The 24630-nt window shown below is 60.1% G+C and carries 21 protein-coding genes; 14 read left to right on the top strand and 7 right to left on the bottom strand.

What is annotated here, in order from left to right; translation table 11 throughout:
- Positions 1–60 precede the first annotated feature (60 nt).
- The 7 genes from HX807_RS11125 to HX807_RS11095 all read left to right on the top strand — a co-directional run bounded on the left by HX807_RS11125 (position 61) and on the right by HX807_RS11095 (position 5826).
- Positions 61–864: an AraC family transcriptional regulator gene (locus HX807_RS11125; RefSeq protein ID WP_003211578.1), complete on the top strand. Its 804-nt coding sequence runs from the start codon at positions 61–63 to the stop codon at positions 862–864.
- 133 nt (positions 865–997) lie between these two features.
- Complete coding sequence (locus HX807_RS11120) at positions 998–1816, top strand: ABC transporter ATP-binding protein (protein WP_003211576.1); 819 nt, start codon at positions 998–1000, stop codon at positions 1814–1816.
- Positions 1813–2577 carry an ABC transporter permease gene (locus HX807_RS11115; protein ID WP_008435867.1) on the top strand — a complete coding sequence of 255 codons (765 nt, stop codon included), beginning with the start codon at positions 1813–1815 and terminating at the stop codon, positions 2575–2577. Before HX807_RS11120 ends, HX807_RS11115 begins: the two co-directional genes overlap by 4 nt.
- A 25-nt stretch (positions 2578–2602) precedes the next feature.
- Positions 2603–3643 (top strand): ABC transporter substrate-binding protein, encoded by a 1041-nt coding sequence (locus HX807_RS11110; RefSeq protein WP_177049963.1) that lies wholly within the window; start codon positions 2603–2605, stop codon positions 3641–3643.
- Positions 3640–4524 carry a PhzF family phenazine biosynthesis protein gene (locus tag HX807_RS11105; protein ID WP_003211571.1) on the top strand — a complete coding sequence of 295 codons (885 nt, stop codon included), beginning with the start codon at positions 3640–3642 and terminating at the stop codon, positions 4522–4524. Before HX807_RS11110 ends, HX807_RS11105 begins: the two co-directional genes overlap by 4 nt.
- Positions 4521–4973, top strand: a complete 453-nt coding sequence (locus HX807_RS11100) for a RidA family protein (RefSeq protein ID WP_177049961.1) — start codon at positions 4521–4523, stop codon at positions 4971–4973. Before HX807_RS11105 ends, HX807_RS11100 begins: the two co-directional genes overlap by 4 nt.
- 232 nt (positions 4974–5205) lie before the next feature.
- Positions 5206–5826 carry a hypothetical protein gene (locus tag HX807_RS11095; protein ID WP_023658938.1) on the top strand — a complete coding sequence of 207 codons (621 nt, stop codon included), beginning with the start codon at positions 5206–5208 and terminating at the stop codon, positions 5824–5826.
- A 39-nt stretch (positions 5827–5865) separates the two neighbouring features.
- On the opposite strand, the gene HX807_RS11090 is transcribed toward HX807_RS11095, so the two are convergent.
- The 3 genes from HX807_RS11090 to HX807_RS11080 form a co-directional block, all read right to left on the bottom strand.
- A complete protein-coding gene (locus HX807_RS11090) occupies positions 5866–7029 on the bottom strand; it encodes a hypothetical protein (protein WP_166742172.1) in 1164 nt (387 codons plus the stop codon).
- Between the two features lie 14 nt (positions 7030–7043).
- The gene (locus HX807_RS11085; RefSeq protein WP_032899456.1) at positions 7044–7931 is read right to left on the bottom strand and encodes a nitrilase family protein; all 888 of its coding nucleotides are present in this window, start codon (positions 7929–7931) and stop codon (positions 7044–7046) included.
- Positions 7932–8065: 134 nt separating this feature from the next.
- Entirely contained in the window at positions 8066–10030 is a 1965-nt protein-coding gene (locus HX807_RS11080; RefSeq protein WP_177049959.1) for an FAD-dependent oxidoreductase, read from the bottom strand.
- 234 nt (positions 10031–10264) lie between these two features.
- On the opposite strand from HX807_RS11080, the gene HX807_RS11075 reads away from it, so the two are divergent.
- The 6 genes from HX807_RS11075 to HX807_RS11050 all read left to right on the top strand — a co-directional run bounded on the left by HX807_RS11075 (position 10265) and on the right by HX807_RS11050 (position 17642).
- On the top strand, positions 10265–10606 hold the full coding sequence (locus HX807_RS11075; RefSeq protein ID WP_003211564.1) for an FKBP-type peptidyl-prolyl cis-trans isomerase: 342 nt from the start codon (positions 10265–10267) through the stop codon (positions 10604–10606).
- Between the two features lie 12 nt (positions 10607–10618).
- The gene (locus HX807_RS11070; protein ID WP_177049957.1) at positions 10619–11221 is read left to right on the top strand and encodes an N-acetyltransferase; all 603 of its coding nucleotides are present in this window, start codon (positions 10619–10621) and stop codon (positions 11219–11221) included.
- 580 nt (positions 11222–11801) lie between these two features.
- Positions 11802–12518, top strand: coding sequence for an MgtC/SapB family protein (locus HX807_RS11065; protein ID WP_003211562.1), 717 nt, complete (start codon positions 11802–11804; stop codon positions 12516–12518).
- Positions 12519–12811: 293 nt separating this feature from the next.
- Complete coding sequence (locus HX807_RS11060) at positions 12812–13438, top strand: response regulator transcription factor (RefSeq protein ID WP_003211560.1); 627 nt, start codon at positions 12812–12814, stop codon at positions 13436–13438.
- 1 nt (position 13439) lies between these two features.
- The gene (locus tag HX807_RS11055) at positions 13440–17075 is read left to right on the top strand and encodes a transporter substrate-binding domain-containing protein (protein WP_177049955.1); all 3636 of its coding nucleotides are present in this window, start codon (positions 13440–13442) and stop codon (positions 17073–17075) included.
- A gap of 135 nt (positions 17076–17210) precedes the next feature.
- Entirely contained in the window at positions 17211–17642 is a 432-nt protein-coding gene (locus HX807_RS11050) for a chemotaxis protein CheY (RefSeq protein WP_177009742.1), read from the top strand.
- Here the strand turns inward: HX807_RS11050 and dkgB are convergent.
- From dkgB to HX807_RS11030, 4 genes are all read right to left on the bottom strand, one after another.
- On the bottom strand, positions 17639–18442 hold the full coding sequence (dkgB, locus tag HX807_RS11045; RefSeq protein ID WP_008435855.1) for a 2,5-didehydrogluconate reductase DkgB: 804 nt from the start codon (positions 18440–18442) through the stop codon (positions 17639–17641). The two genes, HX807_RS11050 and dkgB, sit on opposite strands and share 4 nt — an antisense overlap.
- A gap of 293 nt (positions 18443–18735) precedes the next feature.
- Positions 18736–20343: a hypothetical protein gene (locus HX807_RS11040; RefSeq protein ID WP_177049954.1), complete on the bottom strand. Its 1608-nt coding sequence runs from the start codon at positions 20341–20343 to the stop codon at positions 18736–18738.
- Between the two features lie 65 nt (positions 20344–20408).
- Complete coding sequence (locus HX807_RS11035; protein ID WP_102606333.1) at positions 20409–22145, bottom strand: hypothetical protein; 1737 nt, start codon at positions 22143–22145, stop codon at positions 20409–20411.
- Entirely contained in the window at positions 22142–23968 is a 1827-nt protein-coding gene (locus HX807_RS11030; protein ID WP_177049953.1) for a tyrosinase family protein, read from the bottom strand. Before HX807_RS11030 ends, HX807_RS11035 begins: the two co-directional genes overlap by 4 nt.
- 159 nt (positions 23969–24127) lie before the next feature.
- On the opposite strand from HX807_RS11030, the gene HX807_RS11025 reads away from it, so the two are divergent.
- Positions 24128–24592, top strand: coding sequence for an Lrp/AsnC family transcriptional regulator (locus tag HX807_RS11025; protein ID WP_032899475.1), 465 nt, complete (start codon positions 24128–24130; stop codon positions 24590–24592).
- Positions 24593–24630 lie beyond the last annotated feature (38 nt).

Here is a 24630-nt window from a genome sequence, read left to right as displayed (position 1 = left end):
CTTCGCTGGCACCAAACATGCTAGTGTCAGCACTCCAACATCCACTGGCAGTGCCTGGCGATGCGCGACATCTACAGCGTCTTCAACTCCAACGGCGCCTATGAAACCGGGGCCCATGCCCACGACGAATTCATGCTGATGGTGCCCGAGCACGGCCTGTTGCGTTTCAAGGATGAGGAAAGCGGGCGCACCACCTCGGTGATCGACCGCCAGTTCGTACTGGTGCCGCCGCAATCCAGCCATTCCTCCTCGTCACTCACCGCCAGCCAGGGCCACGTGGCGTTCTACGTCGACCCCGACTACATGCACTACGCCTTGCGTGACCTGTCCGGTGACGCCAACCGCTTGCTGCGCGTGCCCACCCTGGGCATCTGGCAAACCTCCGCGCCGTTGCACCATCTGCTCCTGGCAAAAAAAGCCTTCAGCCAACCCGACCTGTACATCGACCGCCGCCGTCAGGTGGCCCAGGCCGATCACCTGCTGCTGCTCGAATGCCTGGCGATTTCCCTCAGCCAGCCGAGTCTGCAACGCTCATCTACCGAGCGCCACGGCGCCATGCTGGTGCGTGACGTCAAGGCGTACGTGGAAGGCAACCTCGAACATGCGCCGGGGCTGGATGAAATCGCCGAGACGTTTCACATGTCGCGCCGCCATCTGACCCGGCTGTTCGCGCTGCACACCGGCGAGACGGTGCTGGCGTACGTCCAGCGCCTGCGCCTGGAGCGCGCGCAGACGTTGTTGCGGCACACCCGCATGTCGGTGCTGGAGATCGCCAATAACGTCGGCTATGAGTCACCGTCACACCTGGCCCATGTGTTTCGCCGGGTGCTGGGAGTGTCGCCGGATGAGTGGCGCCGCGGCTGATACCGCCTCAACGTTTTTGATGTCCCGATCCCGCGCATGATCCGGCCCGATCCCGTGCGCCGCAAATCCGTCATCCGTTCATCCTCACCCCGTCAACAACAAACAAGTCCGGCCTACCGGACGAGGAGGGGCGGTGAGTGCAAAACCCTTTATCAGCTTCGCAGGGGTGCAAAAAAGCTTCAAAGTCGAAGGCCGCCAGTTTGTGGCCGTGCGCAACGTATCGCTTGAAGTTCAGCGGGGCGAAATCATCACCCTGGTCGGACCTTCGGGGTGCGGCAAGTCCACCTTGCTAAACATGACCGCCGGGCTCTTCGGCCCCACGGAGGGCCAGGTGCATTACGACGGCGCCGAGGTCAAGGGCGTCAACACCCGTGTCGGCTACATGACCCAGGCCGACCACTTGCTGCCGTGGCGCACCGTGGCCGGCAACATCGCCGTGCCGCTGCAAATCCGCCGCATGCCCAAGGCCCGGATCGACAGTCGCGTCGAGGAGCTGATGGCGCTGGTGGGCCTCACCGGTTTTGGCGAAAGCTACCCTAACCAGCTTTCCGGCGGCATGCGCAAACGCGCGGCCATGGCGCGCTTGATGGCCAGCGACCCGGAAACCCTGCTGATGGACGAACCCTTCGGCGCCCTTGATGCGCAGATGCGCCTGACCCTGCAGACCGAACTCTTGCGCCTGTGCCGCAAGCTCAACAAGACCGTGCTGTTCGTCACCCACGATGTCGATGAAGCCATCGCGCTGGCGGACCGCTGCGTGGTGTTCGCCGGTCGCCCGGGCACCATCGACCATGTGCTCGATATTCCCTTGGGCGGTGAACGCAACCTGGTGCAATTGCGCTCCGACCCACGCTACGTGGAACTCTGCGCCGCCCTCTGGAAACGCTTGGCGCCCGACGTCGCCGGTGCTGCCGATCCCGCCTCATTGGCTCACTCGCTGGAGGTCGTATGATCCAGGTCTATCGCTTGCTGTTCCTGATTTTCCTGCTGGTGTTCTGGGAGTGTGTGTCCCGCTGGTTCGGCGTGGAATTTTTCATCAGCCGGCCTTCGGCGGTGGCGCAAAGCCTGTGGAAAATCCTCATGAACGGGGTGTTCTTCTATCACGCCGGCATCACCACCCTGGAAGCCGTGCTGGGCTTCTTCTTCGGCTCCCTCGCAGGCTTGATCGCCGGTTTGGTGCTGGGCCGCGCCAAGCTGCTGGCGGATATTCTCGACCCGTTCCTGACCGCCTTCTACAGTTTGCCGAAAGTCGCGCTGGCGCCGCTGTTCATCCTCTGGTTCGGCATCGGCTTGCCGATGAAAGTCATCCTGACCGCGGCCGTGGTGTTCTTCCTGGTGTTCCTCAACACCTACAGCGGCGTGCGCAACGTGTCCCGCGAGCAACTGACCATCCTGCGCCTGATGGGCGCCAAGGAGCGCGACCTGCTGACCATGGTGGTCATCCCGTCCGCTTTCACCTGGGTATTCACCGGCCTGCGCCTGTCGGTGCCCTATGCGCTGATCGGCGCGCTGGTGGGCGAGATCATCGCCGCCAACCGGGGCCTGGGCTACCTGCTCTCGGATGCAGCCTCGCAGTTCGATACCGCCGGTGTATTTGCCGCACTGGTGGGCATCATCGCCCTCGCGCTGATCCTGAACACGGCGGTGAAGCTGGCCGAACGCAAGTTGATGCCGTGGAAGGCCAACGAAGCGGAACGTGAAGTTGCGGTTTAACCCCTTATTTTTGTGGAGCTTGATCATGTTCAAACCACTGTTCATCGCCAGCGTTTTACTCGCTTCATGCCTGCCCGCCGCGCAGGCCCGGGACCTGACTAAAGTCACCCTGGCGTTCCCCAGCGAAGGCTTCCTCTATGTGCCGATCTACGTCGCGCAGAAGCAAGGCTACTTCGCCGATGAAGGCCTGAATGTGGACGTCATCGTATTCCAGAAAGGCGGCTCGGCAGCACTCACCGCCGTGCTGGGGCGTGATGCGGATGCGTACGTCGGCCTGCCCGCCGTCGCGGTGCGCGCCCGCACCAAAGGCCAGAATGTCCAGGCATTCGCCGCCGTGCAGACCCAGTTCGGCAGCACCGTGGTGATCGACGGTGCCTCGGCGCAAAAGGCCGGCGTGTCGGCCACCTCATCCCTGGCCGCCCGTGCCCAGGCCCTCAAGGGCTTGAAGATCGGCGTCACTGGCCCTGGCAGCACCACCGACATGCTGGTGCGCTACCTGGCCAAGGATGCGGGGCTCAACCCGGACAAAGACTTCACCATCATGCCCATCGGCGGCGCGCCAAACATGCTCGCGGCGTTTTCCCAGGGCAGCATCAACGGCTTCTCGCTGTCGCCACCCACCATCACCACCGCCGAGAAGCAAGGCGGCTTTGTGTTGATGGACCTGGCGAAGGGCGAATACAAACCCCTGGACGGCTTCCTCTTCACTGCGATGATTGCCCGTGAAGACTGGCTGGTCAGCAACAAGGTCACGGCCGAAAAAATGGTCCGCGCCCTGTGGCGTGCCGAACACCTGATTGCCAGCGACCCGGACAAGGCCCGCGAGTCGGTGCGCCCGTATTTCGCCAACACCGACGCCGCCATTTTCAATGCTGCCTGGACCGCTTCGCTGCCGTCCTACCCGCCCACGCCGCGCATCGAGAAAGACGGCGTTGAGAAAAACATCCGCTTCATGAACGCTGTGGAGAGCGACCCGGTCGAACTCGACCCGCAGCAGGTCTACACCAACTCCATCGTCGACGCCGTGGCGCCGACTGTTTCCACCCTTCAGGGAGAGGCGAAATGACGCCCGAGGTTCACCTGGTCAATGTTTTTCCCGCCACCGCCCGTGGCGGCAACCCCGCGCCAACCGTGGCCGTCGCCGATGGCATGAGCGATGCCGACATGCAGCAGGTCGCCCGCGACTATGGCCATGAGTGCGGCTTCGTGTTCGCCGCACCGGTTGGCAGCGAGTTCGATTTTGCCTTGCGCTTCTGGGTGCCCAACCACGAGATGGAAATGTGCGGCCACGCCACCGTGGGAGCGGTGTGGCTGCTGGATCGGTTGGGCATGCTGCACAAGGACCGCCTGACGTTATCGACCCTGAGCGGTCCGGTGGATGCGCGGATCACCGCTGCGGGCACCCCGGATATCCAGGTGGAAATCAGCCAGCCCAAGGGCCAGGTCGAGGCGTTGAACGATGCCGAAGTCGAGGCCGAGATTCTGTCGGTGCTCGGCATCACTTCCAACGAACTGGCACCGCTGCCGATCCAGAACGCTTGCACCAGCCGGGTGAAAACCCTGATCGCGCTGAAAAGCGTGGCGGTACTGGATAGCCTGAAACCGGATTACCGGCGGATGCAGCAACTGTGCGAGCGCATCGGCTCCACCGGTTTGTATCCCTATGCGCCATCGGATCTGGACGGGCGACAATTTGATGCGCGGCAGTTTCCCAAGTCCTCGGGTTACCCGGAAGACGCCGCCACCGGCATCGCGGCTGCCGCGTTGGCGTTTGGCTTGTTGGAGAATGGCCTGGTGACGGCAGATGATCGCCCGGTGCACATCCGCCAGGGCCGGGCCATGGGCCGACCTTCGCAAATCTCCCTGCGGTTTCGCCGGGATGCAGCGGGGCAGGTGCAAGGTTGCTGGCTGGGTGGGCATGTGGAATTTGTCGAGGAACCGGCATGAGCGTGCGCGAAAAACTGCAAGCCCTCGGGCTGGAGTTACCCGAAGCGCCGAGCCCCAAGGGGGACTACGTGCCGGTGACGATTCATGGAGGCGTGGCGTATGTCAGCGGGCAGGTTTGTCGGCAGGGTGACAGCGTGATTACCGGGCCGGTGACGGACCAGACCTCTACGGAGTTGGTCAACGAAGCAGGGCGGACCTGTGTGCTGCGGGCCTTGAGCGTGCTGGACCAGGCGGTAGGGCTGGAGAACGTCGAGCGCATCCTGTTCGTTCGCGGGTTTGTGTTTGGCGGGGAAGGTTTCCAGGGCTTCTCCAAGGTTGTCGACGGCGCCTCGCAACTGTTGATTGAGCTGTTTGGCGAGCACGGCCGGCATGCGCGTTCGGCGGTGGGCGTGGCGGGATTACCCAGCAACGGCCTGCTGGAACTGGAACTGACGGCGGTCGTTGCCTGAACCACCCACCAAAATGTGGCGAGGGAGCTTGCTCCCGCTGGGCTGCGCAGCCGCCCCAAAACCGATGATCGCAGTGCCTCGGGCATACCGCGTCAACCGGTTCGGGAGCGCTTCGCGCTCCAGCGGGAGCAAGCTCCCTCGCCACAGGATTCGTGTTGCTTTCACCTCTGCAGGAACCCCGGCGAACGAGTAAACTGCCCGCCTTTTATTCTCACGACGAGACGGTGAGCTTTTGAACGCAGGAAAAACCGCAGGGCTGTTGCTGCTCACCGCCTTATTGGCGGGATGCGGCACCTCGCCACCCCGCACCCCCAACGACATCTGCGGCATCTTCCGCGAAAAAGACGATTGGTACGACGCCGCCAAGGTGACCCAGGCGCGCTGGGGCGTGCCGATCCAGGTGCCGTTCGCGATCATGTATCAGGAATCGGGCTTCCGGCAGGACGCCAAGACCCCACGCAAGTACCTGCTGTGGATCATCCCCTGGGGTCGTGTGTCTACGGCCTCCGGCTACGCCCAGGCCAAGGATGAAGTGTGGAGCGACTACCAGAAAAGCACCGGACGCTACGGCGCCAGCCGGCAGGACTTTGACGACGCCATCGACTTTGTCGGCTGGTACATGGACAAGACCTACACCATCAACGGCGTATACAAATACGATGCCTACGGCCAGTACCTGAATTACCACGAAGGCTGGGGCGGTTACCGGCAGCGTACCTACGCGAGCAAAGCCTGGCTGATGCCGGTGGCAGGCAAGGTTCAGGCGCGTTCGCAGATGTATGCGGCGCAATATGCGGGCTGCAAGAATGATCTGGGGCGTGGGTTCTGGAGCCGGTTCTGGCATTGGCTTTAAGTGCTCGGGCAGTCCTTTGCCCGGCGTAGGAGAGCGGAGCTAAACGGCTAACCATCCCACCAATGGCACTACCGCCAACGTGCTCAGCGCCATTGAGATTACGTTGCCGATATAAGGATGAAAGTGCGGTGGTAACCGTCCTGCAATCGCGCAGGCCAGTGGCGGCGCCATCAGCGCGCCGAGCAACGCACTGGACCCCATCACCATCCAGCTGCCGCCATGGGTCAATACGGCTGCCGGGACTACCGATACCAGCGGGACATACGTGGGATACCAGCCTCGTTTTATCCACTGATGTCGCCAGATCACCACGCCCAGCGCTGATGTCAGCGCTTGCGCGCCGATCAGGTGCAGTATCAGGCCGGATCCATAGGCCGGGCTCATCGGGTTCAGCGCGTAAGCCAGTAACACACCCGCCAGCAAGCCAAGGCTGGCCAGCTCATTGCCGAAGAACGGCGCTTCGGAAAAGTCAGCCAATACCCTCCGCACGCTCCACACCACACCATAAGTCGGTGGCTTCAGCGGGGCGGGCCTTTGCGGCGCTGTGTAATCGCTTCGTACCAGGACCGGCACGTGACGGCACAATACAAAGGCAATCACACTGCCAACCGCCATCCCAAGCACATTTCCGATCACCACCGGCAAGCCCAGCGGTATGCAGACGTAATTAACGATCAACAAACACATCGGCGTGACCAGTAAACCTCCCAGTACGGCGCCGTTGAGCGTCACTTTCCAGCCACCTCCGAACATCAGCACCATTGCCGCCGGCAGTGAAACAAACGCTGCAAACGTCGGTTGCCAAGTGTCAGCGGTCACCGTCCAGCCCCATAACGCGTTGCTTAGCAGCAAGCCGAGTAAGGAGCTGGTTATCAGCCACGGCCACAGCCCTGTGCCGTACGAGATAGCAAAGCCCTGCCAGGACTTGCCCGTGCGGCTGGCCCACCACGCCAGATACGCACCGCCCAGCAGGCCCAGTGACGCCAGTTCGTGTTTGTAGAACGCGACCTCGCTGATATCCCCCAACACCCAGCGCAGCCACGCACTGGGATGTGGAAGGCTGGTCACCATATCGGCATATCCCGGCCAAGGGTAAATAAGGGCTATCCATAGGATCAGCAAAGCACTGGCAAGACCCAGAACTATGACGGTGTTATCGGCCCGGGAGCGCCCTGCACGCGGCTTTTCAAAGAGGCTTTCCATGATGCACCCTCCGATCAGCGTGGCAGGGCAGGGTGCTGGGTGTACCCGAGCATCTGGTCGTAAAGATCAGCACGCCGGTCCCGCTGCAAGTCGTTAAGACTGTTCCAGATAGGCGCGCTGCGGGCACTGGTGAGATCGACATCGGCGAAAAGGATCTCCTGCCGATTCGCCGACGCCACCGTACCGATGGGCCATCCATTGGTACCGGCAATCAGCGAACATCCCAGGTAACGCGCATCGCGCTCCTCGCCGATACGACTGGCGGCAGCGATAAACACGTTATTGACGTGGGCGGCGGTCATCGTGAGATACGACGCCATGCACTTCCCCGCGTCGTCGAACAACGGCGGCGGGGTCCACACCCAGTTGTTGAGGCTGCAAATAATATCGGCGCCTTGCTGGCTGAGGATGCGTGGCACCTCGGGAAACCAAATGTCCCAGCAGATCAACAGGCCAATACGGCCTATGGGTGTTTCGAAAACGGGGAATCCTGTATCGCCGGGAGTGAACCAGAGCTTCTCCAGGTTCCACAGATGGGCCTTGCGGTACTTGCCAATAAAGCCATCCGGCCCCAGCAATACAGCCGTATTGAACAGCTGCATAGCGGAAATTTCGCTGAGGCCTGCCACCAGGTACACCTGATGTTTACAGGCAAAATCTGTCCAGGCCTGCACACTTGGCCCACCCGGAATGGCCTCGGCATGATCAAACGCGTCCTGACGGCTGGAGAAGAAATAGCCACAGTTAGAGAGCTCTGGCAGCACGATCAGATTGGCACCGCCGCTCACTGCTTCCGTCGCCAGCTCAAGGCTATGACGCAGGTTGCGCTCCCGGTTTTCCATTCCGACCTGGGGATCAAACTGTACGACAGCTATGCGAACAGGACTTGTTGGATCGCTCATTGCGGGTGACCTCTTATTTTTATTCAGCCAGAAGTGGCTGGATGTTTATAAGAGGCGACCTGATGTTTAAATGAAAGTCGGACGCGTCCGATAGCAATGTAGTTTGCTTCTGCCAAGGCTTTTGCATGGTGTGTTTATTTTGCTGGGGGTGAATATTCTGTTTTGTATTCTGGATAGTCTTGCATTGAGAATCCTCCATTGAAGAGGGCGCCAGTTCTATTGCAGATATTTATGACGGTATCTATTGCGCCCCTGAAACAAGGCTCTGTCCAGCCGGCATCTACTGAAAAAGATTCGCCGCAGAGGTAAAGTCCAGACTTGAATGAGTAGCCCTTATTGTATTTCATTAAGCTGACAGCCTCATAGTAGGTCCCTGGTCTGTACAGTTTTGCGCATCCCAATGAGTTTTGGTCATTCATCCAGCGTTGCACGATGGCCTGCTCGTGGCCGATGTATGGAGAGATTTTTTCTTGGATGTTAGTGGATTTAACCAGGATTCTATCCAGCTCTTCTATGCACTTGGTTATTAACTCTTTGTCACTTAGTGAAGATAATTTTGTTGCGTCATCTTCCCAGGTGTAGCTCAAGAGTATGCAGTCGTAGGTGTGATGCTCGTTATAGCGATAGGTATATACATCATGTATGAAACTGTCGGTAACGATGGCTTGCGGGATCTTCGTGTTTTTGGACAGGAAGGTTTTTTTTAACGGGGCGTACACTTTGCAGCTGGTTTCCCAGTGAGCAGTTTTATAGGCATTTATCGTGTCGTAAGGGAGCATCTCTTCATCGAAACCCTCAAGCAGTATTTGTGTTTCGATTATCCAGGAGGGGAGCGTGATGATGACCGAGTCGAAGTCGGCATGGCAGACTTCAGTTTTTTTGGGGTTACTAGCATTCCAATGATAATAAACGCGCGTTTTCCCATTTCTCAGCTTTTCCAGTTTTTTTACTGGAGAGTCAGTCAGTAATCCATCCGTCTTCTTGAGGCTGAGGTCATACACGGAGTCGCTTATTTCAGGAGTACTCATAAAGAGCAGACATTCTGCCAAGGCCCCGAGACCTTTGTAGCTGGGCTTATTAAACTCTAGTCCCCGAGAGTCAAAAACGGCCGGACTTCTCAGGTGCGGCGAGTCGACTGCCTCGCCATCCAGTTTGACCCGGCCATGAATTAGCTGGAGGTGACTGCTGAAACCAAAAATCGCAGTCCGCAGGGGATAAAGCGAGCAAATGTCATAAAATGCTCCCCAACTGCCATCGCCTATTCCAATTGCATAGAACACAGCCGACTCTTGCGTCGTCATGCCCATGCCACCGAAGTCACCGGGGCGTTCCTTGTGCCAAGACTCAATAACCGGCATTTTCACTAAATCCCTAAACGAGATACTTTCGTATTTTTCAACTACTCTGGTCCAAAATAATTCCCATTGCTCGCTTCCGTATAATTCCGCAACTTTCTGAGTCATACGGTTCGCAAAGTTTCGCCATTTTGCAGACACTGCACTCAGGGTCTCGCCAGGTGGAGGCGTTATACCATCTTTGTTTTTCCAGATCAGCATGGTGGGCTGACTACTATTATCTATACTCCCTTCGCGTAAGTAGATCCCGGTTGATGTGACCCACGGGCTTCCCGGATTTGGGAAGTTTGAATGAACAAGATCAAACGCTTTGGTGTAATAGGCCATCATGGATCGGCCTTCAGTGGGGTTTTCATCAGATCGATTAAAAAAGGGCATACGCATCGCGCCCATTTCAAAGGGCGGTCGTCCTGTATTGTTGGAGCGCTGTCCACCAAGAACGGTAAGGTGTCTGCCTCCGATTCTTTTGGATTTCTCGATCAGGGATATGTCTTTAAAGCCGCAGCGATACAGTTCTCTTGCTGCAGTAAGGCCTGTGATGCCTGCCCCGATGATACATATTTTGTGGTCCAAATGAGGCGCCTTTGCAATTCCGCCTTTTTGCTCCACTAAGGCTCGATAATCGAAGCATAAGTCTGGTGGGCCAGGAAAACGGCCCCGCCATTTATTTCTGGTAGATCTCTTTTCTCTGGAAGCGCGGGCAGCAATATCAGCCGGGTAATTGAAGTCTGATCCTATGGTCATACAAGTCATCCTTGATGTTCTATGTTTCTGGATAGTTAGGCTGCTCGTTGTATCGAAGAAGATAAATAGGTGGTTTGTATTTTTTTTACGTACGTTTTCGTGATTTTTTGTAGGTTGGTGCATTCGAACTGGCAGGCTATTGGAGAAAACGAGGTATGTGGGCTTGCCAAATGCGTTTGACTCTGGGAAAACGCCCATTTGGCGCGATCCGCGCATTACACAAAACGAGAAAAAATGAGCACCGAACTGGAAATCACCGACATCCGCCTCGGCGACGGCAAAACCGTGGTCAAAGGCGCCCTGATCACCACGCAATACACCGGCACTCTGGAAGACGGCACGGTGTTCGACTCCTCATGGGAACGCGGCAAGCCGTTTCAATGCGTGATCGGCACCGGTCGCGTCATCAAGGGCTGGGACCAGGGGCTGATGGGCATGAAAGTTGGCGGCATTCGCACGTTGTTTGTGCCGGCGCACCTGGCCTACGGCGAGCGCTCGATGGGGGCGCATATCACGCCCAACAGTAATTTGCGGTTTGAGATTGAGTTGCTGGAAGTACTGACGCGGGATGATTGAGGGGCGGTGAACATGGATGTTGTTGAAGCAGGGGAGTTGCCGCGCAGTTCGATAGCGGGCATTCGGGTGGTTGAGCTGACCCTTGAGGATGAAGCCGAGTTGCAGTGCTTTTTCGAAGCAGCCCCGGAATATTTTCTCGCGGTCAACGGTGAGCCAGCCACACCCACGGAGGCTCGGGATGAGTTGACTCTTGAACTGCCCGACACCTGGAGCTACACCCGGATGTATTGGATTGGCTACCGCAATGCCGAAGGGCAGTTGGTTGCGGTGGTGAATGTGGCGTCGGATCTGTTGGCGGTCGGGGTTTGGCATATCGGGTTGCTGTTGGTGGCCACGCCGTTGCATGGCAGCGGTTTTGCGCGGCAGTTGCATGCCGATTTCCAGGATTGGGTAGTGAGCCTGGGCGCACGCTGGTTGCGGCTGACGCTGGTGGTGGGGAACGTCAAGGCTGAGCGGTTCTGGCCCCGGCTTGGGTATGTTCAGGTGCGGACTCGGGATGGCATCGAGATGGGGCGGCAGGTGAATCGGGTTTCCATTCAGGTGAAGGCGTTGGCGGGTGGGGCGATCAATGAGTATTTGGCGCTGGTGGAGCGTGATCGACCGTCTTCTGCGTAGCAGCTGTCGAGCCTGGCAGAGGCTGCGTTCGGCGACTCGGTGGAGTGTCTGGCTTGATGATCACAGTGTGGCTGACGCAGCCTCGCTTGGGCTCGACAGCTGCTACGGGGGGAGAGCTGCGCAGTGGTGCGTACCTGAACCCTCCCTGAAGAACCTGCCCAAACCCATCGGGTAAATTTTCCTACGGTTTACTCTCATTAATTCGGAGCGTAAGCTTCGCGCGTTTTCATCAATAGTGGAGACCCTCAGTGGGTACTTGTTCGAGTGACAGTCGTCGGCCGGTCTCGATAACCGGCACATACTTGGCAAGATAACGCGCATTTTTCCGATGCCGTTGTCTCGCCCAGAAGCGAGAAGCGGCATTTCGATGGCGGCCAGTCCTGGCCCGATTCCGAATTCCCTCTCATCGACGCTTAACAGTACGTGATGCCTTGCATCGCGGTACTGCGGACGCGCCTGTCGTTTGCGACGGGCGGGCCTGTCCTGTCGTGCCCGTGACTCAATCACGGCCCAGGATGGTCGTACCTGGCTGAAGGTTTCCTCGCGTAAGTTTGGCTGGTAATGAATAGGGAAGACGCCTATGCAAGCAATCAACAACATCAACCTCAACTCGCTGATCGACACGCTGGTCAGCCTCACCGCGGCCTTCATTCTCGGTGGCCTGATCGGGTTTGAGCGTCAGTACCGCCAGCGCACGGCGGGGCTGCGCACCAACGTGCTGGTGGCGGTGGGAGCGGCGATTTTCGTCGACATGGCCAACCGCCTGGGCGGCGCCGAAGGGGCGGTGCGGGTCGTGGCCTATGTGGTCTCGGGCATCGGTTTTCTCGGTGCCGGTGTGATCATGCGTGAAGAAGGCAACGTGCGCGGCCTGAATACTGCGGCCACGCTCTGGGCGTCGGCGGCGGTGGGTGCCTGTGCCGGTGCCGACCTGATCCTCGAAGCGCTGCTCGGTACGCTGTTTGTGCTGGCGGCCAACACGCTGCTGCGCCCGATCGTCAATAACATCAACCGCCAGCCACTGGACGTGGTGTCGGCCGAGGTGACCAACATTCTGTATGTGGTGGCCCGGCGTACCCAGCAGAAGGCGGTATTGGCCTTGCTCGAAGCCGAACTTGCTCGCTGCAACTACCCGGCCAGTGATGTGGACGTACGTCCCTTTGGTCCTGAAGAGGTGGAAATCGAGGCGACGCTGGCCGTGACCTCGGTAGACGGTGACGAACTGGATGCGCTGGTGGCGCGTATTTCCACTTCAGCCCTCGTGGTGCAAGCGTTCTGGAGTCCGAGTACCACCGACTAGGCCGCCTTGGCGCCCCCGGGACCGGCTCTTTACTATGCTTGTGGTGAGGAAAAATCCTACATTCAGCTGGGACTATCCCTTCAGTTGTTACGCCGTTCCATTGGTAAGGTTGCGCGCTTGCGACTAGCCAGGCACGCAGGTGCCGCCTACCTAGGGTTATGCGCTGTTCAAATGGAGGGACCCGACTGCTGCTTGTAGGACTGTTCAGTTCCGTTCGTCGGAACTGTCATTTCTCACAGGTAGATAGGTCCCGTGTGATGTGTAACGGTACTGAATCCTCCCAGGGGAGCCTTATGAGCAAAGCTTTAATCGTGGATGACCATCCATTTATCCGCGCAACCGTCCGCTACTTGCTGAAGCAGGAAGGCTTCGACACGATCTTCGAGGCCGGCAACGGCGCCGATGCCATGCAGATTGCCCGGGAGGAGCGCCCCGAGCTGATCATCCTCGACCTGGCGATGCCGAAGCTGGGTGGCCTGGAGGTGATCAGCCGGATCAAGGCGCTGGGCCTGCCGTGCAAGATCCTGGTGCTGACGTCCTACCTGGCGGTGTTTTTTTCCACCCGCTGCATGCGTGCCGGCGCGATGGGGTTTGTCGCCAAGACCGGCGAGCTGGATGAGTTGCAAAAAGCGATCAAGGCCGTGATGTCCAACTACAGCTGCTTTCCGAGCCTGCCCACCAGCTCGGTGCGCCGCGACGATTTGCAATCCACCGAGCAGGACCTGGTGGCAGAGCTTTCCGACCGCGAGCTGACCGTACTGCAGAAGCTGGCGCTGGGGTTGGGTAACAAGGAAATTGCCGAGGACATGTTGCTCAGCCACAAGACCATCAGCACTTATAAAACCCGACTGAAGGAGAAGCTGCGGATGTCGTCGGTGGTGCATTTGTCCAAGTTCGCCCAGCGCAATCATCTGATCTGAAATGATCAACTTTCGGGTCTTGTGGCTCAGCGCAAGTGTGCTGCTGGGCGCGCTCTGCACACAAGGCCTGGCGCTTGGCGAGCCGCGCACCCTGTATCTGTTGGGGCATTCCGTCATTGAAACGCCCGCCGTACGGCTGCATGAAACGCAGTGGAGCTGGCTGCGCGAACGGCGCCGGTTGTTGATGGGCATCTCTGGCCCCGACTACGCACCATTCGAGTTGAGCACCAGCGATGAACTCGAGGGGATTACGGCGGATTACGCGTCGCTGATCGCCGATGCGCTGAACATCACGATAGAAGTGCGCCGCTACGACAATCGCGATGAAGTCATCACCGCGCTCAAGCGTGGCGAGGTGGATTTTGTGGGATCTGCCAACGGCTACGAGGCGGCAGACCCGCAGCTGGTACTCTCGCGCTCCTATGCCATGGATCAACCGACCCTGGTCACCCGCACGGGTGACAGCCAGGGCCTGAGCAGCGACCTGGCCGATAAACGTGTGGCGATGTTTTATCACTACATGCAGCCTGACGCGGTGCAGGCGTTTTACCCCAATGCCCGGATCCAGCTGTTCCCTTCAACCTTCGAGGCCATCGGCGCGGTTGCGTTCGGCCATGCAGATGTTTACCTCGGCGATGCAATCAGCACCAACTACCTGATCAACAGGAACCACCTGAACAACGTCCGCATGGCCGACTTCTCGTCACTTGAGGTCAATCCCTTCGCGTTTGCATTTTCCCGGGACAACGCGCGCTTGCTGTCGATCATCAATGCGGCACTGGCGGTGATCCCGGTCAGCGAGCAGATGGAAATCCTTCGGCGCTGGAGTGCCGGCAACCTGGGGTTCCTGGGGGCGGACCGGCTGCGCTTGAGTGCCAGTGAACAGCGTTGGCTGGACAAGAACCCGAGAATAAAGGTCGCGGTACTCGACAAGTTTCTGCCGGTTTCATTTATCGACAAGCAGGGCGCGTTCGAAGGGTTGAGCGCCGAGGTGCTGGCCCGCATCAGCTTGCGCACGGGATTGAAGTTTGACTTCATTCCCGGCACCTCGATGCTCCGGCAAATCGACAGGGTCAACACCGGTGGTGCAGACATGATCGCGGTGGTCACCCCCAGCGTCGAGCGCACGGACAAGGTACGCATTACCCGGCCTTACCTGACCAATCCGTTTGTGTTGGTCAGTCGCATTGATGACGGCAGCCCCCTTACCCTGGAAGACATGGCCGGCAAGCGCCTGGCGCTGATTGGCAGCAATAGCCTGCAGGAGGGCATCGCCCAGGACTATCCGAGCATCAAGTTCGTGGACGTCGAGAACCCCGAGCACGGCATGGAGCTGGTGGCCGATGGCGGTGCCGATGCCGCCGTCAATACCTTGATCAGCGCCCGCTACATGATTGCCCGCGAGTACCGTGACCGGTTGCGGATCACCAGCACGGTCGGGTCCGAGCCGGCCCGCATAGCCTTTGGCGTCAACCGCAGCCAACTGGAGTTGTATTCGATCCTCGACAAGGCGCTGCTGAGTATTACGCCCCAGGAAATGGACGAATTGGCTGGCCACTGGCGTAGCGAGGTATTGGTTGAAGACAGCTACTGGGCGCGGCACCGCAATGCGATTATTCAAGGTTTCAGCCTGGCGGCGCTGCTGTTGCTGATCACCCTCGGCTGGGCGATTTATCTGCGTCAGCTGATACGCAAGCGCGTCGAGGCCGAACGGGCGCTGAGTGATCAGATGCGCTTTATGGGCGTGCTGATCGACGGCACGCCCCATCCGATTTATGTGCGTGATCGCCTGGGCCGGCTGATGGCATGCAATAGCGCTTACCTTGATGTGTTCGGTTTCAAGCTGGAGGACGTGACCGGTAAAACCGTGGTCGAGACCGACACCGGCAATCGCCCCCAGGCCGAGTCTTTTCATCAGGATTACCTGCGCTTGATGGAGCGGGGCGAGCCACAGATCCAGGACCGCGTGCTCAAGGTGCCGGGCGGTGCGGTCCTGACCATCTACCACTGGATGCTGCCGTACCGCGACGGTAATGAGCAGGTGGTGGGCATGATCGCCGGCTGGGTGGATGTCAGCGAAAGGCAGCAACTGCTCGGCCAGTTGCAGGAGGCCAAGGAGGATGCCGACGCGGCCAACCGCGCCAAGACCACGTTTCTCGCGACCATGAGCCATGAAATCCGCACGCCCATGAACGCCGTGATCGGCATGATCGAACTGGCCCTGAAAGCCGCCGAGCAGAACCGGGCCGACCGCGATGCGCTGGAGGTGGCCGCTGATGCGTCACGGGGCATGCTGGAATTGATCGGCGATATCCTCGATATCGCGCGTATAGAATCGGGCCACCTGTCCCTGACCCTCGAGCCTTCGAACCTGCACGAGTTGCTGGCGTCGGTGGCGCGGGTTTTCGAGGGGCTGGCGCGGGCCAGGGGCCTGGTACTGCAGGTGGAGCTCGACCCGCTGATTGATCGGTACGTGCTGGTGGACCCGATGCGCTTCAAGCAAGTGGTGTCGAACCTTTTGAGCAACGCGATCAAGTTCACCCCTCACGGCCGGGTGCGGCTTGGCGCGTCCGGCTCGTCGGCGATTGCCAGCGGCTACTTGAACCTCAGGCTGTGGGTGGAAGACACCGGCATCGGCATCAGTGTCGAAGACCAGAAGCGCCTGTTCAACCCGTTTATCCAGGGCAGCAACACTGCGCAATCGGCGCGCAGCGGTTCGGGCCTGGGCCTGGTCATCAGCCGCAACCTGTGCGAGATGATGGGGGGACAATTGCAATTGAGCAGCCTGCTGGGGCAGGGCACTCGGGTGGATGTCACCCTGGAGCTGGCAGTCGCCGACAGCACGCTGATGCCGCCCGCACCGGTTGCCGTGGAAACTCCGCCGGCCCACGCGCTGAACATTCTGGTGGTGGATGACTACCCGGCCAACCGGCTGCTGCTGGCCCGGCAATTGAGCTTCCTGGGGCACCGGATCACCACCGCCGAAGATGGCGTCGAGGGGCTTGAGTTGTGGCTGTCCGGGCATTTTGACGGGGTGATTACCGACTGCAATATGCCGTTCAAGGACGGTTATGAGTTGGCGCGGGATATCCGCACCCTTGAGGGCGAGCGTGGCCTGGCGCCGTGCCTGTTGCTGGGGTTTACCGCCAACGCCCAGCCCGAGGAAGCCGAGCGCTGCCGGCAGGCGGGCATGGATGGCTGCCTGTTCAAACCCACCGGGCTTGAGGATTTGCATGCGGCCCTGGCGCGGCGCACGGCCACACCTTCGGTGGCGCCCGGCACCACGGATGAGCTGGCGGCAGGCTTTGACTTGAGCCACCTTGAGAAACTGACCGGCGGGGATATCGACGCGGTGAAGGAGCTGCTGGCGCCCTTGCTCGACAGCCTTGAGGCAGACCATGGGCAGCTGGTGAACCTGCAACGCAAGGCAGACTTTGCCGGCCTGCATGACCTGGCCCATCGCACCAAGGGCGGGGCAAAGATGGTCAAGGCCCATGCACTGATGGTTTGCTGCGAGGTATTGGAAAGCGTTTGTGAACGTCAGGCCCGCGACGAATTGGCCAGTGCCGTCGATGGCATGGATGAAGCGCTCGCGCACCTGCACCACGCGCTGTCGGGGTATTGCAATCAGACTTGACCGGTGCGGAGGGGCATTGAGCTGTTTGGGACAACTCCTACGTGAAGGTGGAACATGCCTTATTTAGTCTTCGGAATATGTCTGGAAAATAGTGCGTCCAGTCCTTCACGAGCGCTTCTTGCTCAGGTGTTCGCCATGCCAAACAAAGCACTGACCCTCCTGATCGCCGATGAACAGCATCTGCAACGACTGTACATCGAAAAAATGCTCAACCAACTGGGCTACTACCGCATCGTTCCGGTGCAGACGTTCGAAGAAGTGCGGATCCTCACGGCGATTCCGGCCAGGCCGTTCGATGTGCTGATCATCAACGCCGGGCTGGCAGACAGCGACGGCGGGGTGCTGGCCTTCCAGGAACAGCACCCGCAGATTCGCCATGTGCTGGTCTACGATATCCGCGAACCGGGCACGCCGGCCGCCGCACCGACCCTGCTGGTGCGCCTGCCGGGTACCCCGGACAGCATCAACCTTGAACACTTCATGGACATCATCGACCCGCCGTCAGCCACCGACGGGTTGCGGGTGTTGCCGTGGCTGCGGGAGTTGTCCGGCAGCCCTGCGGCTTAGTCCCAGTTCGGCGCGATGCCTTTGGGGCTGGTCAGCCGATGGCCACGCTCCAGGGCGGCGATCTGCGTCATGTCAGCGTCACTCAGGGTCAGGTCCAGGGCCTTGAGGTTGCTGGCCAGGTTGGCGCGCTTGGTCGACGACGGGATCACCGCGTAGCCCAGTTGCATGGCCCACGCCAGGGTCACTTGCGCCGGGGTTGCCTGATGACGTTCGGCGATCTGCTGGATCACCGGGTCCTTCAGCACTTCGCCGTAGGCCAGGGTCATGTAGGAAGTGATCTGGATGCCATGGGCCTTGGCAAACTCCGCCACGGTGCGGTTTTGCAGGTACGGGTGCAGTTCCACCTGGTTGGTCGCGATGTGCTCGGCACCGACGGCGGCAATTGCCTGCTTCATCAGGTCGACGGTGAAGTTGGAAATACCGATCTGGCGGGTCAGGCCCTGGCGCTTGGCTTCCAGCAACTGGCCCATGAACTCGGCGACCGGTACCTGGTCTTCCGGCGATGGCCAGTGGATCAGGGTCAGGTCCAGGTAGTCGGTCTGGAGTTTGCGCAGGCTTTCCTTGAGGCTGGGAATCAGCTGGCCTTCGGCGAAGTTGGCGATCCAGATCTTGCTGGTGATGAACAGCTCGTCCCTTGGGATGCCGCTGTCGGCGATGGCCTGGCCGACGTCGGCTTCGTTTTCGTAGATTTGTGCGGTGTCGATGACGCGATAGCCCAGCTCCAGGCCGGTGCTGACGGAGTCGATGACGACCTGGCCTTGCAGGCGGAACGTGCCGAGGCCGAATGCGGGAATGGACATGAGTGACTCCTGAAGTGATGTGAACAATGGAGTCGAGTATCGGCCTCTCGTTCCTTCGGAAAAACCGCTGAATCCGAAAAGGACTCTTTACCAAAAGTCATGAGTGGCCGGCGGGTGGTCACACGATATCCCTCGAGAGCGGTCTTACCGGGTAGATGCGGGGGGCTGTCGGACATTTCGGGCGTTACTTGATAAGGGGCGCCTCTTTTAACCAGCAGGAGCTAGCGCAAGGACCAAATGCTCAAGGCCTTACAGCACCGAGAAACCTTGAGCAGCGGTCTGAACAGTCGAGTTCAGGGTGAACTGTCCTTGAGGGTCTGGAAGGCTTTTACGCGCTTGACCAGGCTTTTCTTGCTGGCCGAATCGGCACTGTTGAACAGGAACGAAAAGTCCGAGGCCAGGGTCGAGCTGCCGGCGATGGTCGCGTACTGGTGACAGGCATTGCAGTTATCGCCCTGGACGTAGGTCTCCAGGGTGGTGTTGGCCACCGGTACGTTGCCCTGGCTGATAAATGGCCCGTAGGACAGCGGCACTTGCGCACTGACACCCGGTTCCGGCTGGGTGGGCGGGTTGGGGGTGAGGGTCCAGAGTACGTTGATCAGTTTGTAGTACTGGAACACCGACTTGCCCTGGCTCTGCTGGGCAAAATTGGCCTGCACCGCGCCGTTAAGCGCCTGCAGTTCAGTGGGCAGCGGATGTTCCCGGGTGGTCTGCACGGGTTGGTCCCGTGGAAACGGCTCGGTGCAGTCGCGGTCCGGATGCTGCTTGCACTGGATACGCGCCACGTTCGGCGTGCATTCGGGGCCGGTGCCGCAGTTCGGGTTGTTGAAGGCAAAGCTGTCGGGCGGCGTTTGTTGTGGCGGCACCTGGTTGGGTTCCGGCACGTTGTCCACCTGCTCGAAGGTGGTCCAGATGAAGTTGGGCGAGGCCTGGGTCTTGTTGATGATATGCAGGCCCACCAGGCCCACCACCTGCTGGGTGCACTGCAAGGTGGCCGGGTTTTTGAGCCAGGCGACGGTGGTCAGGTAACGTCCGTAGAGCTCGGGTTTGCCGGTGAGGATTCGCCATGCTGCCTTGACCTCCAGAGCTCCCAGTTGCTCCTGCGGCACCGGGTTGGGCGGCAGCGAGCGCATGGGTTCACCGATGGGCAAGGACAGCCCGCCGGGGTTCTGGTTGTCGAGGTTCTGCGCGACTTTCAGCTGGTTGGCCGCGTCGTACAGCCCTTTGCTGACGATGTAGTCGAACTCGGCCTTGCCCACCTTGCGTTCAAAAAACACCAGGTTCTGCGACTGGTCCGTCAGCCAGCCGCCGGAGGCTTCCATGATCGGGTCCGGAATCGAGGCCAGGGTGCCGCTGGACAGGTGAAACCCATGCCGCGCGTTGATCGCGCTTTCGGAGGTGGCGGTCATGAACTTGCGCGCCCCCACCGACATCGCCCTGAGGCTGCCCTGGGTGCTGCAATTGGACGGCACCAGGGTTTGCACGCCCCAGCCGGTGGGCGCGGGCGCGCCGGGCAGGAAGATATCGTTGGCGTCCTTGTAGCTGGCCCATACCGGCGCCACGCTCATCGGCTGCCCGGAGGCAGTCGGTACGCCGAATTGCGCCAGGGTACTGTTCATGTCCGGCTCCCCCGCGAGGGCAGGTGTGGCTGGCCAACCGGGATTCACCGGCCAGTTCAGGGCAATGAACAACTGCCAGCCAAAGCAATTCATGAAGCTCTGGCCGGTGGCGTTGAAGTTGTTGATCGGCAGGAAGCCGCCGCTTTTCGGGTTGAACACCAACTGTTGCTGCACGCAAGCGTCGGCGTCGGAAGTGGGGGATGCGTAGGCGGCCTGCATGGCGAACAGGCTCAGCACCACACTGGTCAGCAGCGATAAAACACTCAAGCGTAACCTGGACATCATCGCGCTCCTTGCAAGCAGGTAAAGCCGCACCCTGGGTGGGTGCGGCTGATGGGCTGTATCAGTCAGGCGCCAGGCACCAGCGCCAATCCGGATTCCCATGGGTGTTCCGCCGCGCTGGGGTTATCGGCTTCGCCCGGGTTGAGGGCGCGCACTGTCACCAGCCCCGGTGCGGCAGTGGGGCTTACGGTGATGGTCAGCAGGTAGCCCTGGGTGCCACCGGAGTTGGTTTGCCCGGGGATGGCCGAGGCATCCGGCAGGAACTTTGTGACCTGCGCCGTCACCCCAGGATTGGAGAATTGCACCCGCGCCGTCTCGGCGGTGGTCTTGAGGTCGGCGCCTTGCACCACCAGGGCAAACTGCCCGCTGGTGCCGGGTGCCAGCCAGGCCGGCAGGTCGGTGGGTGACTGCCCGTAGAACAGGTCCAGCGGCAGCAGCTGTACCGGCCAGGGTTGCACGCCGTTGACCCGGTCCGTCACGCACGGGCAGGAATCCGGCGTCGGGCTGATGGGCGTGGTTGTCACACTCAGGCCCACCAGCAACTGCTGGGCAATCACCCACACGTAGTCGATCGGCTGGCCGCTGATGGTGATGTCGTTGATCGAGAACCCGGCGCTGACCGGCACTTCAAACACCGCTTGCAGAATCTGGTCGGAGCCGTTGGCGGCGGATTTGGCGGTGCCACGGGTGATTTTCCAGTACTGGCTGACATCCTGGCCCTGGGGGCCTTTCCACGCCGAGAAGTCGGTGGGTTGTTGCAGGTACAGGCCGATGGGGTTGGTCAGGGAGAGCCGGTTATTCACTGCCACGCTGTTGGCCGAGAAACCGATATGCGGATCGGAGTTGCGGTAGTTCTGCCCGTATTGCGCGCAGCAGATCAACGCCTGGGAATTCTGGCTGCTGCTCAATGGCCGCAGGATGGTCGCCGCGGCAGCCAGGTACACCTCGGCGCTCAGGGTGTTGGGGCCGGAGGTCAGGTGCATCGCACCGCCGTACTGGCCAGGCACACAGGCGGTGCCGGCGTTCCATTTGTTGACGGTGTCGTAGGCCGGTTGACCGGTGGTGGGGTCGATGACCGGATCGCCGGCCTTACCGGTCGGGCAGTCGGCGGTGTAGCGCAGGTACAGGTCTTCGAGTTGCACCTGTGGGTCGATGTAGTCGCGATACAGCCCCAGTACAGCAGTCGGATCGATGCGCCACATGGCCAGGAAATACGCCGGGTTTTCGCAAGTGAAGGTGATCTTGCGCATGTTGCCGTCGGCATCGCGCACGATGGACCACTCGCAATATTCGTCAAGCCAGCCACGGGGGCCCGAAGGCGAGAAATCCTTGTACTTGCCTTGCCAGTCGATGCTCGGGCAGCGAGTGACGGGGAGTTGCAGCAGGGTGCCTTGCTTGTTCGGGTCGTAGAGCATGTACAGGGTGTTGTTGATCGTAATCTGGCCGTTGTCGGTCAGCTCCATCACCTGTTGCATGGACATGGCCTTGCCGCCCAACTGTGGAATCACCGCTGTGCCGTTGTTGTAGAAAAACGTCCACAGCCGATTGGGGAAGGGCGCCCAGGTAATCGCCGGCGGCGTGGTGGGGCCGTAGCCTTCCACCAGTGGGTTGTAATAACCCGAGCGCGGCGCGTCATTGAGGCCCGACCACGGGTTGCCGATGATCGCGGACTGGGTCCAGCCGGTGAGGTCGTTGTTCCAGTCGGTTTCAAACTGCGGCAACTGGTTTTCCAGGCCCAGCTTGTTGTAGTCCTTGGGAGCTTGCCCGGCGGGAGAGGTGAATTGTTTGAAGGGTGTGCTCATGTCGATTCTCCAGGTGTTGTTGTGGTGGAAACGGAGCAGCAACCGGCACTGGGAGCAGGGCCGGCGACGGTTTGGCGCGGGTCGTCCCACACCAGTTGGGCGATAAAGCCAGGCAGCGGCGCGTACTCCTGCGGCGTCAACACCCGGGCACTATCGAGATGGGTCACCACCACGGATAACTGCGTGGTGTCAGTGGGGCGAAGGTTCAATGCGGCAGCAGTGCGCGCGGCATTCAGCGCGCGTGACACGCCATGGGTGATGCAGCGGCCCTTGTCATCCACCAGGCCCATGCCGATGCGACTGAAGCGCCCGACATAGTGCGGATTGTCGGCGCTCACCTGCTGCGGCGTGGCGTCGGGCTGGTTGAGGAATACGTCGATCAGGTAGGTGTCGTGGGTGCAGCGCACATGGTCGAACACCACCCACGGGCCCAGGCTTGCGGTTTGTTCCTGCGCTTGCATCGGCGTCGAACTTTGCTGGCAGCAGGCTTTTGCGGCCGGGCGGCGGGTGCCATAGGGCGGTGCGACGGGCACACCGTAGTCATAGCCGATATGCCGACTGTCCTGGGCCATGTCCCCCAGGGTGGTGTAGCGCCAGGCGTCGGCACTGGTGAAGGTGACATCGTCGGCCTCGCTGCCGGCAAACGGCTGGAGCAGGCACTGGGTGGTGTACTGCGCTGCCGGGTGGGCGCGGATCCAGACCTCCAGCATCCGGTCGATATTGGCGTGGTAGGAGCTGAACACCGGGTCGAACGCGGTGTAGGCGTTGTCGGCCATGTCGCCGCCGATCCAGCCGTGATAGTTGTCGTGGGGCTGCTCGTAGAGCCCGTCGAAATTCAGCGCGCGGTTGGGGTACAGGTCATCTTCCTGGGGGGGATCAAACACCGGGATGTTCGCCCAGGGATAACCTGGCACTCCCTGGGGCTGGCTGAAGGTGTTGAACTTCAGGGCATCGACCACCTGTTGCTGGAAAATCCGGCTCATGCCGTACAACTGGGTGCGTTCGACGCGCTGCGTCTCGCCCTGGGTGTAGAACAGCGGGTTGCGTTGCACGAAGCGGCAGTCCACACCGGGTACCCTGGCCTTTTCACAGACCTTCGAACAGCCGTCCTTGGCAGCGGCGTAGCGCAACGGATTAGGGCGAACCTCGCCGGTGTGCGGGTGCACGTAGGTTTCATCGAGAAACGCCTGGGGCAAGCCGGCCTGGGGGCTGCCGTCGACACTGGCGTCTTCGGCCATCCAGTCCCAGTAGGGGATGGGGCAGTCGATCAGCGCTTCCAGGTACAGCAGATAGGCCCGGTGCCACAGGGCAAACGCTTCCTGGTAATGCAGGCACCAGTTGGTGTGGATATAGGCGTAACGCTGCCACGGGGAGCCGCTGTCGGCGTTGGCCACCTGCATTACGTCATCGAGGCGTGAGCGGTACAGGTTCAGTTGTTCCTGTGTCAGTGCGCGAATGTCCTGGCGCACGCGTTTGACCGGGTGAGGCAGGTCGGGTGGGGGGATGCGTTCTGCCTCGTCGAACGGTGAGGCGGGAGTGAGGCGCCAGCCCTGGTTGACCCACAGCCTGAAGGTTTCCAGCGCGTCGATGGGCCAGAACTGCTGCTGGTCGAGGGTCAGCGGCATGCTACGGGAGGCCAGGTGCTGGTAGATGGTTTCGGACCAGGTCTTGACGGAGGCGGGGTCTTCGAGGAATACGAAGTAGGCGTTCATGCAGCCCACCCAGGAGGCGGCGACGGCGGCGCGTTGCTCTTGGGGGATCCAGTAGGGGGCGCTGAAAAGGCCGTGGATATCGGTGGCCCATGTCGGTTTCGCGACTATCATAAGATCCCTCTCATGCGGCCCCGGTGCCTGATTTGGCTGGGCTGCTAAGCTGGATTGATGTTAGTGCGCCACCGCGCAGGATTTGTGCAAATTGGTGGGTGTTTACGGTGGATTCATTGCAGTTTTTTCAAGGAAGATATGGAAAAAATGACAGATGCCATGGATTTGAAGATTCTGGGGAAATTGCAAAGGGATTGCAGTCAGAGTCTGGAGTTGTTGAGTGACAGTGTCGGGCTGTCTTCAACCAGTTGTTACCGGCGTATCAGGCGGTTGGAGAGTGTCGGGATCATCAAGGCCAAGGTGGCGGTGCTGGATGAGCGCAAGCTTGGGATTCAGGTTACGGCGTTCTTCCTGATCAAGCTTGATAGGGACAGCAATGATATCGACCGCAAGATGCAGCATATCCTGGCGAGTCATCCGGAGATTCAGGACTGTTATCTGCTGACCGGGGAGTTTGATTTTGTGATGGTGGCGAAGTTTCGGGATGCCACTGAGTACACTGATTATATCTATCGGTTTTTAGAGATTTATCGGGATATTCCGATTCGTACTTATTCGTCTACTTTGGTAGTGCGGACGGTTAAGAAGTCTTATGAACTGCCGTTGCCGGGGTCTTTGGTTTGAGTACATCTCCGTTTCTTCGGTAACGGCCGCTTATGGTT

The sequence above is a fragment of the Pseudomonas sp. D8002 genome (genome assembly GCF_013385695.1).
GTDB lineage: Bacteria > Pseudomonadota > Gammaproteobacteria > Pseudomonadales > Pseudomonadaceae > Aquipseudomonas.
Note: the sequence above shows the minus strand (reverse complement) of the source record. Positions and strands in the feature narration are given on the sequence as shown.